A 13,496-nucleotide genomic window follows, 5' to 3' on the forward strand; every position below is an offset into this window, starting at 1 on the left:
TAAAGTTATTAATTTTTGGGTTTGTAAGAATTTAGTCGAGTAGTTATCTTTTCCCAATTATTAGATGTGATTGATTCAATAGAACTAATTATTTCCTGAATGATGAAATTTAATATTATGAATTCTTCTTTTGAAAATCTTCCTAAAACGTGAGAAACAGTTTTAGATTTTCTCTCTTGTTGGTCTTTACTTGGCGCTCCTATTCCAATCTTTAATCGCTTAAACTCAGCAGTACCAAGATGGTTGATAATGCTTTTTAATCCATTATGACCTCCTGAACTCCCTTTAGATCGGACTCTTATTTTTCCCAGGGGTAGATCCATGTCATCTACTAGGACTATTAATTGATTATTTTGAAAATTAAACCAATCCTTTGCTGATCTTACTGATTTTCCACTTTCATTCATATATGTGTTGGGCATTAAAAGTCTTGTTTTCTCTATACCTGTGCCGTATTCACAAGTTCTACCAAAAAGTTTTTTGCTTTCACGAAAGCTACAATTATTTTTTCTTGCGATTTCTTCTAACACCATAAATCCAACATTATGACGAGTTTTTTTATACTCAGTCCCAGGATTTCCTAATCCGACTAATAATCTCAAGTTATCTGACAACATACCAATCAAACTTAATCGTTGTTGTTTTTAATAGTTAGATATTTATTTAGTTTTGGGCAAATTAATTTTCTTTGTCCACAATGTTTTCATTTGCAGACTCTTCTTCAGTCATGGCGTTTTTGATTTCACGTTCAAATTCTGTAGAGGCACTTTGAAGACCTTTTAGAGTTTTTCCAATAGTTCGCCCAAGTTCGGGAAGTCGTTTTGGCCCAAAAATAACTAACGCTAAACCAGCAATAACAGCTATTTCTGGCAAACCAACCCCGAAAATATTCATGGGCGAATCTCAACTTGTCAAAATCTAACCAATTTAGCCGTTCCAGTCGACGGAAAAACCCTGTAGAAGAAGTGATTGGTTATAAATTTGAAGCATGATTACTAGAAAAACCAGTAATAAAACTCCTATAAAGGCCATTACGGGTACTGCTCCCCAGCCTGGAACAACTTTTCCTTGTCCAGAATTGCCAATGGATTTAAGCAAAGATCCAAGTGCTGTTTTTTGTCCCATGTCGTTTCTCTAAGCTCAGATTTGTATGAGTCAAGATATTGTATGAGAACTTGTCCAAAAGAAGAAGAGACTGTAGAAACTTGTGATGGAATGAACCAAAAAAATATGATATTTGATAAAAGTGGTCTTAAAAAAGCTGAAAAACTAGCAAATTCACAAAAAAATAAATTAATGATTTAAGGCAATGACATGAGAAAAAAAGTTGAGCTTTCTATTTTTTCCTTGTTTTATTGGCTTTCTTGGATATTACTGAGGGATAAAAATTTTATTCATTTCCAAAAGTCTGTAACACCTTTGTTTTTTTCATTGGAGTTCTTGACTTCATAGGATATGTTGAATCTCTATTTAGTTGGTTCGGATTCATGCTTGCCCTCAAGATTTCCGTCTATACGGTCGTCTTTTTCTTTGTCGGTATCTTTTTATTTGGTTTCTTGGCAAGTGATCCAACAAGGACACCCAACAGAAAGGATTTGGAAAGTCCACAGGACTAAAAATGACACGCTAATTACTGGACTAAATAAGCTCCTGTAATTTCTTTGTTCGGTAATATCTTTTCGTCGGCTTAATTAATTTGGCGGCGAAGAGAAAATATCTATTTGCTATAAACCTTGGACTGCTGGGGTTTGGCATCTTACTGTCTTTATTTGAGACCTCTAGAGGAAAGGAGCCTTTTCTCCAAAAATCCCTTAAATACAAAAATCACAATTTTTCTATAGGTAATTTAGGCGAAACCTATAAAAATGCACCTATTAGAAGATTAGAACATAATGATGTTACATCTTTAACTCTTAAGATCTTTGCTGATAAGCAATATGATTACGATCAAAATATTTATTTAGCTGAGGGTAATGTCAAGGCTCTAATAAATGGTGGAATTTTAAGATCTGACTTATTAAGTTATGATAAATCAACAGGTATTTTATTTGCCGAGGGTGATATTAGATTCAGAAAGGGGGAACAATATTTTATGGCTAAAGAATTTAAATTTAATTTATTAAATAAACAAGGAATTATTAAAGATGTATACGGGATTTTAGATGTAAGAAATGTATTAAATGATTTAAAAATTGATGCTAGTTCAAATAAGATTAAATCTAGAAATATAACTAGTTATAAAGGAAAAAATACTTATGATGATGGAATAGAATTTGCTTTTGGAAATATAAAATTACTAGAAAATAAAGTTACGAGATCTAATAAGTCGATAGGTTCAATAAATAATTGGAGATTTAAATCTAATTTAATAAATATTGAGGAGAGTGGATGGAGCTCTAATAGAATTATTTTTACGAATGATCCATTTGACCCTCATCAAATCTCTTTTGAGGGGATTGATGTTATCGCAGAAGAAGATGATGATGGTACATTACTTATTACAAGTTCTAAAACTAATTTAATTCTTGAGAATAGAACAAAGATTTTTTTAGGTAAAAGAATCTTTGGCGATAAAAAGAAAAAGAAAAGTAAATTCAAATTTATATTTGATGGTAAAGATCGTGATGGATTAGTTTTGGCAAGAAGAATTAATACCAAAACTATTAATAATATAGAACTTGACTTTCAACCTCAGTTTTTAATTAATAGAGCTATTTTAGGTAAAACTTATAGTTATGAAAATAGTCAGAATAAAAATATAAAATTTTCTGATCTATTTGGTTTGAATATAAAGCTAAAAGCAATTAATAAAAATTGGAGCTTAGAAAGTCAAAATGATTTAAGTACATTGAATAATTCTAGATTCTTCAGTGGCTTAAGGCATTCAAGTTCTTTCAGAAGGTATTTTAGAATGCCTATTTTAGAAGACTCAAATTTTAATGTTTTTACCACTTATAGATCTAGAGCTTGGAATGGAACAATTGGTGAAACAGAGATTAAATCTGCATTTGGAGGCTTTATTGAAAAGACTAAGTTTTTTAAAACTGTTGACGTGAAAAATAACTTAAATATTCGAATAGGATCCGCTAAATATGAGGCAGAAAAATTGGAGAATAGTGAAATAATTAGTCTTTGGCGTTCTAGTATTTTTGCTTCTTTATTTAGTGAATATTCAATTTGGAAGAGTAATCCAAAAAATCTTGATAAAAAGAATGAGTTGCTTTTATCTCCTGTTTTAATTAATCCTGAATTAGTATTCAGAACTAATATTAATTCAGCCTATTTTAATTATGATAATGTTAGCGATCAAGGCTTCCTTCAGCTTAGTCTTGGTCCTGAAATTAGACTAGGAACTTTAGAGAGAAATTTTCTTGATTATACAAAAATCTCGGTTATGCCAGGTGTGAAAATTAAGTTTGGAAATAGTCCATTTAAGTTTGATAACGCTATTGATTTGAAAACGCTAAGTATAAGTTTAATGCAACAAGTGTATGGACCTTTAATGTTTGATGTGGTATCTAATTTAAATATTGATAATGGTTCGAAAAATTATGGAGAATATTTTGATACAAAGTTAGGCCTTTTATTGCATCAAAGATCTTACGAATGTGGAATTTACTATCATCCCAATAATGATGCCGGAGGAATATATTTCCGTATAAATGGGTTTAAATTTGGTAATTCTGTAAATCCAGTATTTTAGATTTCTTATTTGAAATTATTTAAATAAGGTAGATTTTTGACTGTATTATTGATTTTTTCCTCTGCATCTAATAGTTGAGAAGTGGCATCCCATTTCCCTGAATAAAGCATTTTGTACGCTCCTCCTTCCAGATCGAGTCTAAAGCTTTCTTTTTGATTGGAAATTGAAAGTTCCTTAAGATTAAAATCCCAAATTTGATTGGAGTTCTCATTAACTAGGTTTTGTAATTTAGTGATTTCTTGTTTTGAAGCCGTCATACAAGGTATGCCAAGTGCAAGACAATTCCCAAAGAAAATTTCGGCAAAGCTTTCACCAATAATTAATCTAATTCCCCATCTCATAAGAGCCTGTGGGGCATGTTCGCGACTTGAACCACAGCCGAAATTATCATTAACAACAAGAATATTGCTTCCTTGATTCTGGTCTAGATCAAAGGGGTGTTTGCCTTGTAGTTCTTTTCTGTCATCTGCAAAGACTTGTTCTCCTAATGAGGAAAAACTTACACATTTGAGAAATCTTGCTGGAATAATTCTGTCAGTATCAATGTCATCGCCTTTAATTACCAAGCTGCGGCCTGTAATTGCGTTGATTTCTCCTTTTGGGAATTCCTGTTTCATTGATGGATAACGTTATTTGTAGTTTTATTCTTTTAGTAATTTTCTTACATCCGTAACCTTCCCATTGATTGCAGCAGCAGCAACCATTGCTGGACTCATCAATAAGGTTCTTCCATTTGCAGACCCTTGCCTCCCTTTGAAATTTCGATTACTTGAGCTAGCGCTTATTTGTCTTCCTTCTAACTTGTCTGGATTCATTGCTAGGCACATTGAACAACCTGGTTCTCTCCATTCAAAACCTGCTGTAAGGAAAATTTTATCTATTCCTTTTTGCTTGGCCTCTTTAGCAACCTTTTGGGAACCGGGTACGACAAAAGCTCTAATTCCATCAGAGACTTTCCTACCTTTAACAATTTTTGATGCCTCTTGGAGATCACTTAACCTTCCATTCGTACAGCTACCTATAAAGCAAACATCAATTGATGTTCCTTCTATAGGTTGGTCTGCTTCTAAATTCATGTATTTGCATGCATCTTTAGCTATTTGTTGTTCATTTTTTGGTAGTAATTTAGGATTTGGTATTTTTTCTTTGATTGAAATACCTTGGCCAGGAGTTATACCCCAAGTGACCGTGGGTTCTATAGATGATCCATCTACTTTAATCTCATCATCAAATTTGGCTTTTGAATCACTAACTAAACTTTTCCACCACTTAATAGCGTTATCCCATTCTTGACCTTTGGGAGAATACTCTTTCCCTTTAAGATATTCAAAAGTAGTTTCATCTGGATTGATATATCCACATCTTGCACCCCCTTCAATGGCCATATTGCATATGGTCATTCTTCCTTCCATTGAAAGTTTTTCTATGGCAGGGCCAGCAAATTCATAGGCAAATCCGACTCCTCCTTTGACTCCAAGCAAACGGATGATGTGAAGAATAAGGTCTTTTGCATAAACTCCCTTTTGCAATGAACCATCTACCCATATTCTTCTTACTTTTAATTTTTTCATCGCCAAACTTTGACTTGCCAAAACATCTCGAACTTGACTTGTTCCAATGCCAAATGCAATTGCTCCAAATGCTCCATGCGTTGAGGTATGTGAATCTCCGCAAGCTACCGTCATCCCAGGTTGGGTTAGTCCTAATTCGGGAGCCATAACATGAACTATGCCTTGGGAATTGCTTCCAATTCCATGAAATTTTATTCCATATGTTTTGCAATTTTTTTCTAAAGTAACCAGCATTTCCTCTGCGAGAGGATCACTAAAAGGACGCTTCTGATTTAATGTTGGAACTATATGATCGACAGTAGCAACTGTTAGATGAGGGAATTTTACTTCAAGATTTTTTTCATTAAGAGCAGAGAATGCTTGTGGGCTTGTAACTTCGTGAATTAAATGAAGACCAACAAAAAGTTGCGTTGATCCTCCAGGTAGCTCTTTCACCTGATGGAAGTTCCAAACTTTGTCGTAGAGGGTTCCAGAACTCAACTGTCAAATCCAACAATTAGGACTTAGTTGTCCATGATTATAGATAAACGTAATCTATCAAGAGCATTTAAAACGCTTAATTTTTGAATATCTTCTCTTGTCTTATTAGATCCAAATCTTTCCTCCCATGTGATGAGAGCCTTTGGACCCTTAATACAAAAATTGACTAGACCAACTGGTTTTGATTTGTCTCCTCCTGTCGGCCCTGCAATGCCACTGACAGATATTGCCCAGTTAACTTTGAATTTTTTTTGAACACCTTCTGCCATTGATTCAACTACTGGCTTTGAGACTGCACCATAGGTATTAATTAATTCCTCAGGTACACCTAATATTCTTTGCTTGATCAAATTGTTGTATGCAATAACACCTCCATGGAAAATTTTTGAAGATCCAGGAATTTTTGTAAGTTGATATCCTATTCCTCCTCCGGTGCATGATTCTGCAACAGCAATTGTTTCTTTTCTTTTCAGCAATAATTTAAATACTATTTCTTCAAGAGTTACATTATCTACCCCAAAGCATTTTAATCCTGTGATTTGAGTTAGCTCTTTTTCAATGGGTTGTATCAATTTATTAGTTTCTTCTAAATTATCTCCATTTGCTGTAATGCGTACCTTTACTTCTCCGGTGCTTGCATAAGTAGCAACAGTAGGGTTTTTTGCTTTAAGTAAATGTGTGATTTTGTCAGCTAGTAATGATTCACTTATACCCGCGAAATGTAAAACTTTGCTAGAGATAATTTTTTTTGAGAAATTATTATTAATTAACCATTTCGCACCTTCGTTAATCCACATTTCTTTTAATTCATTTGGAACTCCAGGGAAAGTAAGAATTGTAAAATTATTCTTTGGACTCCATATGATACCTGGTGCAGTGCCAGAGTAATTGTTTATTATTTTAGAACCTTTTGGAACTAAGGATTGCTTCTTTTGACTTTGAGATAATTTAAGATCCTTATTTCTTAATTTATTTTTCAAATCAATCAAAATATCATTTCTTTGTTCTAGTGGTGTGTTAAAAGTATCAGCAATTACCTGTGTTGTTATATCATCAGGTGTGGGTCCAAGACCACCAGTTGTTATTAGAATTTCAGATCGATTAGATGCCTCAAGTATTGCTTCTTTTAATCTGGCGGAGTTGTCTCCGATAACGGTTTGTCTGAAATGTGGGATACCTAAAATTGCTAGTTGTTCAGCTATCCATTGCGAATTAGTATTAACAATATTTCCTAGAAGTATTTCACTTCCAATGCATAAGACCTCTGCTCCAAATTTATTTTTATGGTTAAGATTGATTTCTTTAAATGTTTTCACTATATAAAGGAAACTTATTGCAAAGTTCAGATACTTTTTTGATTGATTCTTCCTTTATTTTTTCATCGTTAGGGTTAAGCAGTCTATCTGCGATGATATCCCCAACATCCTTAAAGGCTTGTTCATCAAAACCCCTAGTCGTAAGAGCTGCTGAACCTAGCCTTAGCCCACTAGTAACAAATGGGGATTCGGGGTCAAAAGGTACAGTATTTTTGTTTGCGGTTATTTTGATATCACTAACCAACTGATCAGCAACTTTGCCTGTCATACCAATACTTCTCAGGTCAAGAAGAACAATATGATTATCAGTACCTTTGCTTACAATAGAAATACCTCTTTTTTGCAGTTGATTGGAAAGAACTTGTGCATTTGAGATTACTCTTTGGCTGTAGAGCTTGAATGCGGATTCAGAAGCTTCTTTGAATGCCACAGCCTTGGCAGCTATTACATGTTCTAAAGGACCTCCTTGGGTGCCTGGGAATACTGCCTTATCAAGCTTTTTCCCAAGCTCCTCATCTTTTGAGAGAATTAGTCCTCCCCTTGGCCCTCTTAGAGTTTTGTGAGTGGTTGTAGTAACTACATCACAATATGGTATTGGACTTGGGTGAAGACCACTTGCCACTAAACCAGCGATATGAGCAATATCAGCCAATAAAAAAGCCTTGACTTCGTCAGCTATTGATCTAAAAGCTTGGAAGTCAATTGTTCTTGGATACGCAGAGAATCCACAGATAATTAGTTTTGGTTGATTTTCAATTGCTTTTTTTCTAATTGCATCCATATCGAGCCTTTCAGTCGTTTTATCAACTTCGTAGTGGCATGTCTTAAACCATTTGCCACTGACATTGACAGGTGAACCATGAGTGAGGTGACCACCATGAGAAAGGTCCATTCCCATTATTGTGTCACCTGGCTTAAGAAGGCTTAGGAAAACTGCAAAGTTTGCTTGTGCTCCACTGTGTGGTTGGACATTTGCCCAGTTAGCACCAAAAAGGTTTTTTGCTCTATCTATTGCTAATTGCTCAATTCCATCAATGTACTCACATCCTCCGTAATAACGTTTGTTGGGAAGACCTTCAGCATATTTATTTGTTAGGACTGATCCCTGAGCTTCCATTACTGCCTTTGAGGCGAAATTCTCACTTGCAATAAGTTCCAAATGAGTTTCTTGTCTTGATAATTCATTATTTATTAATTTCGCAATACTTGGATCACATTCCATCAAGGAAGATTTGATAGTCACTTTATTCTTTATTTTGATGTGATATTAGGCATATGTTTAGTCTAATGAGAAAAAACCTTCTCTTATTTTCTGGTTATATATGGATTTACAAATTTTTTAAACGCGCCTGGAGAGATTCGAACTCCCGACCCTCTGATCCGTAGTCAGATGCTCTAATCCGCTGAGCTACAGGCGCATAAAAAAACAATATCAGATTGACTCCCAAAGAATAGGGAAATATGTTTGTATCTATCCCTTGAAAAATCATTATTTATATAGAAACCATCTCAATCTAAGGTCATTAATAATAGAAAAAAATTTTTTCATGTCCACTTCTATCGATTCATCACAAATTAATGAGCTAGTGGTGTCAATAGCTGACAGATTATTTATTCAAGTTGGAAATTGGAACCTTTATCTAGGCGATGCAGGCCTTGCAAAGGACTTAGCTATTGAATGTCAGGCTTACTTTGATCAAGGTGCAAATGTTGCAGCTAGCAAAGGTCTTGAAGGCATTCAAGTAAAACTTGGTGGGGGTAAAACTAGATTGCCATTATCAAAATTAATTCCACCAAATCAATTTTTTGACCTTGAGGAGATTTTAGAACCCTATTGCAGATAAGATTTAATCAATTGCTTTGTTATTCTTGCTAATCATTCAGGTGACAAATGCTAGAGAGGTTGTAAGGCAGCGAATTGGTCGCTTAGGAGAAAGACTTATAGGCAAAGTTGCTGATGCTGATGCACAGGTTGAAAAGGAATTAATGAAAGAGATGGAAATAGCTTTTCAAGAGTTTGGTATTGAAGCAAGAATTCTCTCAGTCAGTGGAGTGAAAACTGATGAAATGAACTGTTTAGAAATCCCACTTAAAGTTAGATCAGAAAAAGATGTTTTTCTTAAAGACGAATGAATTTCTCTTTTAAAAACTTATTTAAAATATCAATATCATCAATTTTAAGAATAATTGCTAGATAATAGAATATAACAAGACTAATTCCAGATGACGTTATTATTTTAAATAATACATTAAAGAAATTATAGGGTAAAGATATTAATTTAAAAATAAAAAATGAGCTAATACCAGAAATTAAACCAATTAAAATTATTCTAAGGTTTTGAGATACTATTTTTAACAGTTTCAGGTTTTCTAGTTTATTGTTTAATTTTAATAGTAAAAGTATACAAGCAAATAAATTAACAAAAGTAGTTGAATATACTAACCCATTGACTCCTAAGTTGATTGGAGATAGTTCACCCCATGGACTAGTTCCTCCTATTAGATACCAGTCAAAGAATAAATTTAACAATATTGCTATAGTAGATATTTTAAATGGTGTTTTTGAATCTTCAATACCATAAAATACTCTAACTAATAGATCTCTTAATAGATAAAAAGGCATACCTATTCCATATGCAATCAATAGTTTGCTTACAACATCTATAGCATTTTGATTAAATGAACCTCTGCCATAGATTAGTATTACTATTGGAGCAGACAGTGAAATGAATATTGAACCTAAAAATACCATCGAAGAAGAGGAAATGATTAATCCTTGATGGATTTTTTTGATCAATTTTAAATGATTTTCTCGAGCTCTTAAGCTTACAAAAACGGGTAATAATGGAATTAAAATAGCATTTGATATTATTCCAAGAGGCGCTTGAACTAAGAAGTTTGCGTAACTTAGTGCAGCTGCAGCTCCAACTATTTTTGATGCAAAGAATAGATCAGTAAGAACATTGATTTGCATCATTCCTGAAGAAAGTGACGCAGGGGCAATCATTTTCCAGGCTCTTTTTAGTTCTGAATATTGTGTTTGGATTGAGAAATTTATAGTAAATATTCCTTTCTTAATTAGAAAAGGTATTTGGATTAAATATTGAGATAGAGACCCTATAAATGTAGCCTTTGCAAGAATAACTCCTCCACCTAAATTTAATTTATATATATCAGCTGAGGTTTCTTTGTTGATCCAAAAGTTTGATACAGCAATTATAATTATTAGACTTGAAAGTAATGGAGCTATAGAAGGGATGAAAAATTCTTTCTTTGCATTTAGAGATCCAAAACCTAGGCCTATTAGTCCAGATAAGAATATAATTGGAGACATTATTTTTAATTGAGAAGATGCTATCTCTTTGATCTCAGTAGTTAAACTTGGTCCAACTAAATTAATCAACAAGTCGGATGAAAAGAAAACAAATAAACTTATTATTAATAGTATTATCGATAAAATAGTATTGATTGAAGTTATAAATAATCTACTATCAACTTTGTTCTTGTCTGCTAATAGTGTAACCATTGAGTTATGTAATGGTCCATTAATGCCTCCTAAAAGAACTAAGAAAAATCCAGGTATAATATAAGCATAATTATATGCATCATATGCAGCACTAATTCCAAAAGCACCAGCAATAACTAATTGCCTTGCCATCCCTCCAAATTTGCTTAATAAAGTTCCTAAACTTACGACGAAAGCAATTTCTTTGATTGTTTTCGTCATGTTAGATTTGAAAAAAAAGAGCTTTCATTTTCTTAGAATATTTTGTAGTTCTTGTATTAATTTGATGTTATTTAAGTGATTGAGATTGGGAAAACCATTATTAAGTTTCCACCTCTTGTAGAGGGAATCTTAATTAAGAGATACAAGAGGTTTTTGGCTGATGTTGAGTTGGCTGATGGTCAAATTGTTACCGCTCATTGTGCGAATACAGGACCAATGAAAGGGGTCTTGTGGCCTGGTGGTCGAGTCAGACTTAAGTACTGTCCTTCGCCTAAACGTAAATTAGATTGGTCTTGGGAGCAAGCTGAGGTGCCCAGTCATAATGAGTTGCGGAGGTGCTGGGTTGGTATCAATACATCTTTACCTAATAAATTGATTAGGAATTTGGTTGAGGCGAATGGTTTACAGAAGCAATTGGGTTTAATTGCAAATATCAAGCCCGAAGTTAAATATGGTTTAGAAGGTAAAAGCCGAATTGATTTATTACTGAGACCAGAAAAAGGAAATTCAGATAGTAGAAATATTTATATAGAGGTTAAAAATACAACTTGGTGTGAAAAAACATTGGCTTTGTTCCCGGATACGGTAACTACAAGAGGTCAAAAACATTTGAAGGAGTTAATGAGTATTTGTACCAATTCAAGAGCAGTATTGATTCCCTGTATTAGTAGAAGTGATATGGAAATTTTTGCCCCTTGTGATTTGGCAGATCACTTGTATGGAAAATTATTTAGAGAGGCAATATCTAAGGGAGTAGAAGTTATTCCATGTGCATTTGGTTTCTTTGTAGACCATATAACTTGGGAAGGTATTAAACCCTTTAAGATGTCGCAAAAAAAAGTTTTCTAGAAAAAAATAGTTATGTATATCTATTTTGGCTAGTTGAACTAGTTTTTTATTTTGATTTTTAACTTTGAGATTTATATCGATTTGAAAATCTAATCAATTCATATGAAAAATGTGTAAATAAGGACATATCTGTAGTGCCAAAGTCTTTTTTTGTATCAACACCTACATCTTTTAAGTATCAGTTGCATTCATATTATTAATTGTATAAATTTTGGATTAACTATCCATTTCTTTTTTTCGAAGTAAGCATCATTTATGACCACTGCTTTGCAATCGCCTCCAAGGCGAAGTACTTCTCGTCTTCAAGACGCAAGTCTTTTGAACGGGCCAATGCTTCTTCTAAGAAGCATTAAAGGTTTTAGAAGAAGTCAATCTTGGGCATGGCTAGCCTCTGTCCCATTGGCACTTTTAGGATTAGGTGTATTCACTTTCTCTGCAAGAGCTGAGGTTGCACTTTCTGATTTAACTGGACCTCAAGCTGCTGCATTCTTGGCAGATAACCTTTGGTTATTCATAGCAACAATCCTCGTTATTTTTATGAACGCTGGATTTGCAATGGTTGAAGCTGGTATGTGTCGCCAAAAAAATGCGGTAAACATATTAGCTAAAAACTTATTTGTTTTTGCTCTTGCGGTTACGGCCTATTGGGTAATTGGATATTCTCTAATGTATGGCGGTTCAGTAATTGATGGATGGCTTTATTTTCAAGGCTTATTTGTTGATCCTGATCCTTCCGGTGCCTTAGAGTGTGCAGCTGCTGGTGATACAGGTTGTCTAGTTCCAGCAGTTGATTTCCTTTTCCAATCTGCTTTCGCTGGTACTGCTGCAACTATCGTTTCTGGATTAGTTGCTGAGAGAGTCAAATTTGGTGAATTTGTCGTTTTCTCTATAGTTTTAACTGCTTTCATCTACCCAATTGCTGGTAGCTGGCAGTGGAATGGAGGATGGCTTTCTGAACTGGGCTTTATTGATTTTGCTGGTTCATCTATCGTCCACTCTGTTGGCGGATGGGCAGGTCTCGTTGGGGCAATGCTACTTGGACCACGTATTGGCAAATTTGTAGATGGAAAAGCTCAAGCTATGCCTGGTCACAATATGGCTATTGCAACTTTAGGAGCGCTAATTCTTTGGATTGGTTGGTATGGATTTAATCCTGGCTCCGAATTGGCAATGGATCAATATGTTGCTTATGTTGCCGTAACAACAACATTGGCAGCAGCTGGTGGCGCAATCGCAGCTACAGTTTTATCTACCATTACCTCTGGTAAACCTGATCTAACCATGATCATCAACGGAATACTTGCTGGATTAGTAAGTATTACTGCTGGTTGTGGGAATATGACTTTTGCTGGATCTTGGCTTGCTGGCGCAGCGGGTGGATTAATCGTTGTAGTTGCAGTAGCTGCTTTAGATTCTGCAGGTATTGATGATCCAGTTGGTGCATTCTCAGTTCACGGTGTTTGTGGTGTTTGGGGAACTGTCGTTATCGGCCTTTGGGGCGTTGATGGCATGGACCCAGGTGCTGCGGGAATTGGTCTTCTCAATGGAGGAGGCATTAACCAATTCTTAATTCAAGCATTAGGTGCTGCTGCTTATGGTATCTGGACTGTTGTTACATGCTGGATTGCTTGGCAAGTTATTGGTGGCTTCTTCGGTGGCATCAGAGTTAGCGAAGCAGAAGAGACCCAAGGTCTTGATATCGGTGAGCATGGAATGGAGGCTTATCCTGACTTTGCTTCTAGTTAGTTACCTTGTTTAATTGTCTTACATTAAATCTAAAAAAGCCCGGATATATTCCGGGCTTTTTTAGTGTGGTTTAATAGTGATGGGAATCCTATCAATTTGTTTAT

The 13,496-nt window shown here is 34.6% G+C and carries 15 protein-coding genes and 1 tRNA gene; 7 read left to right on the plus strand and 9 right to left on the minus strand.

Going from position 1 to position 13,496, the window contains the following annotated elements; genetic code table 11:
• Positions 1-8: 8 nt before the first annotated feature.
• The 3 genes from pth to psbH form a co-directional block, all read right to left on the minus strand.
• Positions 9-617, minus strand: coding sequence for an aminoacyl-tRNA hydrolase (gene pth / locus O5637_RS09145; protein WP_269604403.1), 609 nt, complete (start codon positions 615-617; stop codon positions 9-11).
• 61 nt (positions 618-678) lie between these two features.
• Positions 679-894 carry a TatA/E family twin arginine-targeting protein translocase gene (locus O5637_RS09150; RefSeq protein WP_011823102.1) on the minus strand — a complete coding sequence of 72 codons (216 nt, stop codon included), beginning with the start codon at positions 892-894 and terminating at the stop codon, positions 679-681.
• Positions 895-927: 33 nt separating this feature from the next.
• Complete coding sequence (psbH, locus tag O5637_RS09155; RefSeq protein ID WP_011294251.1) at positions 928-1,125, minus strand: photosystem II reaction center phosphoprotein PsbH; 198 nt, start codon at positions 1,123-1,125, stop codon at positions 928-930.
• A 42-nt stretch (positions 1,126-1,167) separates the two neighbouring features.
• Here psbH and O5637_RS09160 point away from each other — a divergent pair, with 42 nt between their 5' ends.
• From O5637_RS09160 to O5637_RS09170, 3 genes are all read left to right on the plus strand, one after another.
• Positions 1,168-1,305 (plus strand): hypothetical protein, encoded by a 138-nt coding sequence (locus tag O5637_RS09160; RefSeq protein WP_269604407.1) that lies wholly within the window; start codon positions 1,168-1,170, stop codon positions 1,303-1,305.
• 182 nt (positions 1,306-1,487) lie between these two features.
• Positions 1,488-1,616 (plus strand): photosystem II reaction center protein I, encoded by a 129-nt coding sequence (locus O5637_RS09165; protein ID WP_011294252.1) that lies wholly within the window; start codon positions 1,488-1,490, stop codon positions 1,614-1,616.
• 80 nt (positions 1,617-1,696) lie between these two features.
• Entirely contained in the window at positions 1,697-3,703 is a 2,007-nt protein-coding gene (locus O5637_RS09170; protein WP_269604411.1) for a DUF3769 domain-containing protein, read from the plus strand.
• A 5-nt stretch (positions 3,704-3,708) separates the two neighbouring features.
• Here O5637_RS09170 and O5637_RS09175 read toward each other — a convergent pair whose 3' ends face one another.
• The 5 genes from O5637_RS09175 to O5637_RS09195 all read right to left on the minus strand — a co-directional run bounded on the left by O5637_RS09175 (position 3,709) and on the right by O5637_RS09195 (position 8,488).
• Entirely contained in the window at positions 3,709-4,320 is a 612-nt protein-coding gene (locus O5637_RS09175) for a 3-isopropylmalate dehydratase small subunit (protein ID WP_269604413.1), read from the minus strand.
• Positions 4,321-4,344: 24 nt separating this feature from the next.
• Positions 4,345-5,754 (minus strand): 3-isopropylmalate dehydratase large subunit, encoded by a 1,410-nt coding sequence (gene leuC / locus O5637_RS09180; protein WP_269604415.1) that lies wholly within the window; start codon positions 5,752-5,754, stop codon positions 4,345-4,347.
• Between the two features lie 23 nt (positions 5,755-5,777).
• On the minus strand, positions 5,778-7,070 hold the full coding sequence (locus O5637_RS09185) for a competence/damage-inducible protein A (RefSeq protein WP_269604417.1): 1,293 nt from the start codon (positions 7,068-7,070) through the stop codon (positions 5,778-5,780).
• Positions 7,057-8,292, minus strand: coding sequence for a serine hydroxymethyltransferase (gene glyA, locus O5637_RS09190; protein WP_269606965.1), 1,236 nt, complete (start codon positions 8,290-8,292; stop codon positions 7,057-7,059). The genes O5637_RS09185 and glyA overlap by 14 nt, the downstream gene beginning before the upstream one ends.
• A gap of 122 nt (positions 8,293-8,414) precedes the next feature.
• Positions 8,415-8,488 (minus strand) — tRNA-Arg (locus O5637_RS09195).
• Between the two features lie 129 nt (positions 8,489-8,617).
• Between O5637_RS09195 and O5637_RS09200 the strand changes: the two genes are divergently transcribed.
• The gene (locus O5637_RS09200) at positions 8,618-8,914 is read left to right on the plus strand and encodes a DUF3181 family protein (RefSeq protein WP_269604419.1); all 297 of its coding nucleotides are present in this window, start codon (positions 8,618-8,620) and stop codon (positions 8,912-8,914) included.
• Positions 8,915-8,954: 40 nt separating this feature from the next.
• Positions 8,955-9,203, plus strand: a complete 249-nt coding sequence (locus tag O5637_RS09205; RefSeq protein ID WP_011294259.1) for a hypothetical protein — start codon at positions 8,955-8,957, stop codon at positions 9,201-9,203.
• On the opposite strand, the gene murJ is transcribed toward O5637_RS09205, so the two are convergent.
• Positions 9,190-10,797: a murein biosynthesis integral membrane protein MurJ gene (murJ, locus tag O5637_RS09210; protein WP_269604421.1), complete on the minus strand. Its 1,608-nt coding sequence runs from the start codon at positions 10,795-10,797 to the stop codon at positions 9,190-9,192. The genes O5637_RS09205 and murJ overlap by 14 nt on opposite strands.
• 75 nt (positions 10,798-10,872) lie before the next feature.
• Here murJ and sfsA point away from each other — a divergent pair, with 75 nt between their 5' ends.
• Positions 10,873-11,646 carry a DNA/RNA nuclease SfsA gene (sfsA, locus tag O5637_RS09215; protein WP_269604423.1) on the plus strand — a complete coding sequence of 258 codons (774 nt, stop codon included), beginning with the start codon at positions 10,873-10,875 and terminating at the stop codon, positions 11,644-11,646.
• Positions 11,647-11,901: 255 nt separating this feature from the next.
• Complete coding sequence (locus O5637_RS09220; RefSeq protein WP_269604425.1) at positions 11,902-13,392, plus strand: ammonium transporter; 1,491 nt, start codon at positions 11,902-11,904, stop codon at positions 13,390-13,392.
• Positions 13,393-13,496 lie beyond the last annotated feature (104 nt).

Source organism: Prochlorococcus marinus str. MIT 0917 (genome assembly GCF_027359575.1).
GTDB classification, from domain to species: domain Bacteria; phylum Cyanobacteriota; class Cyanobacteriia; order PCC-6307; family Cyanobiaceae; genus Prochlorococcus_B; species Prochlorococcus_B marinus_D.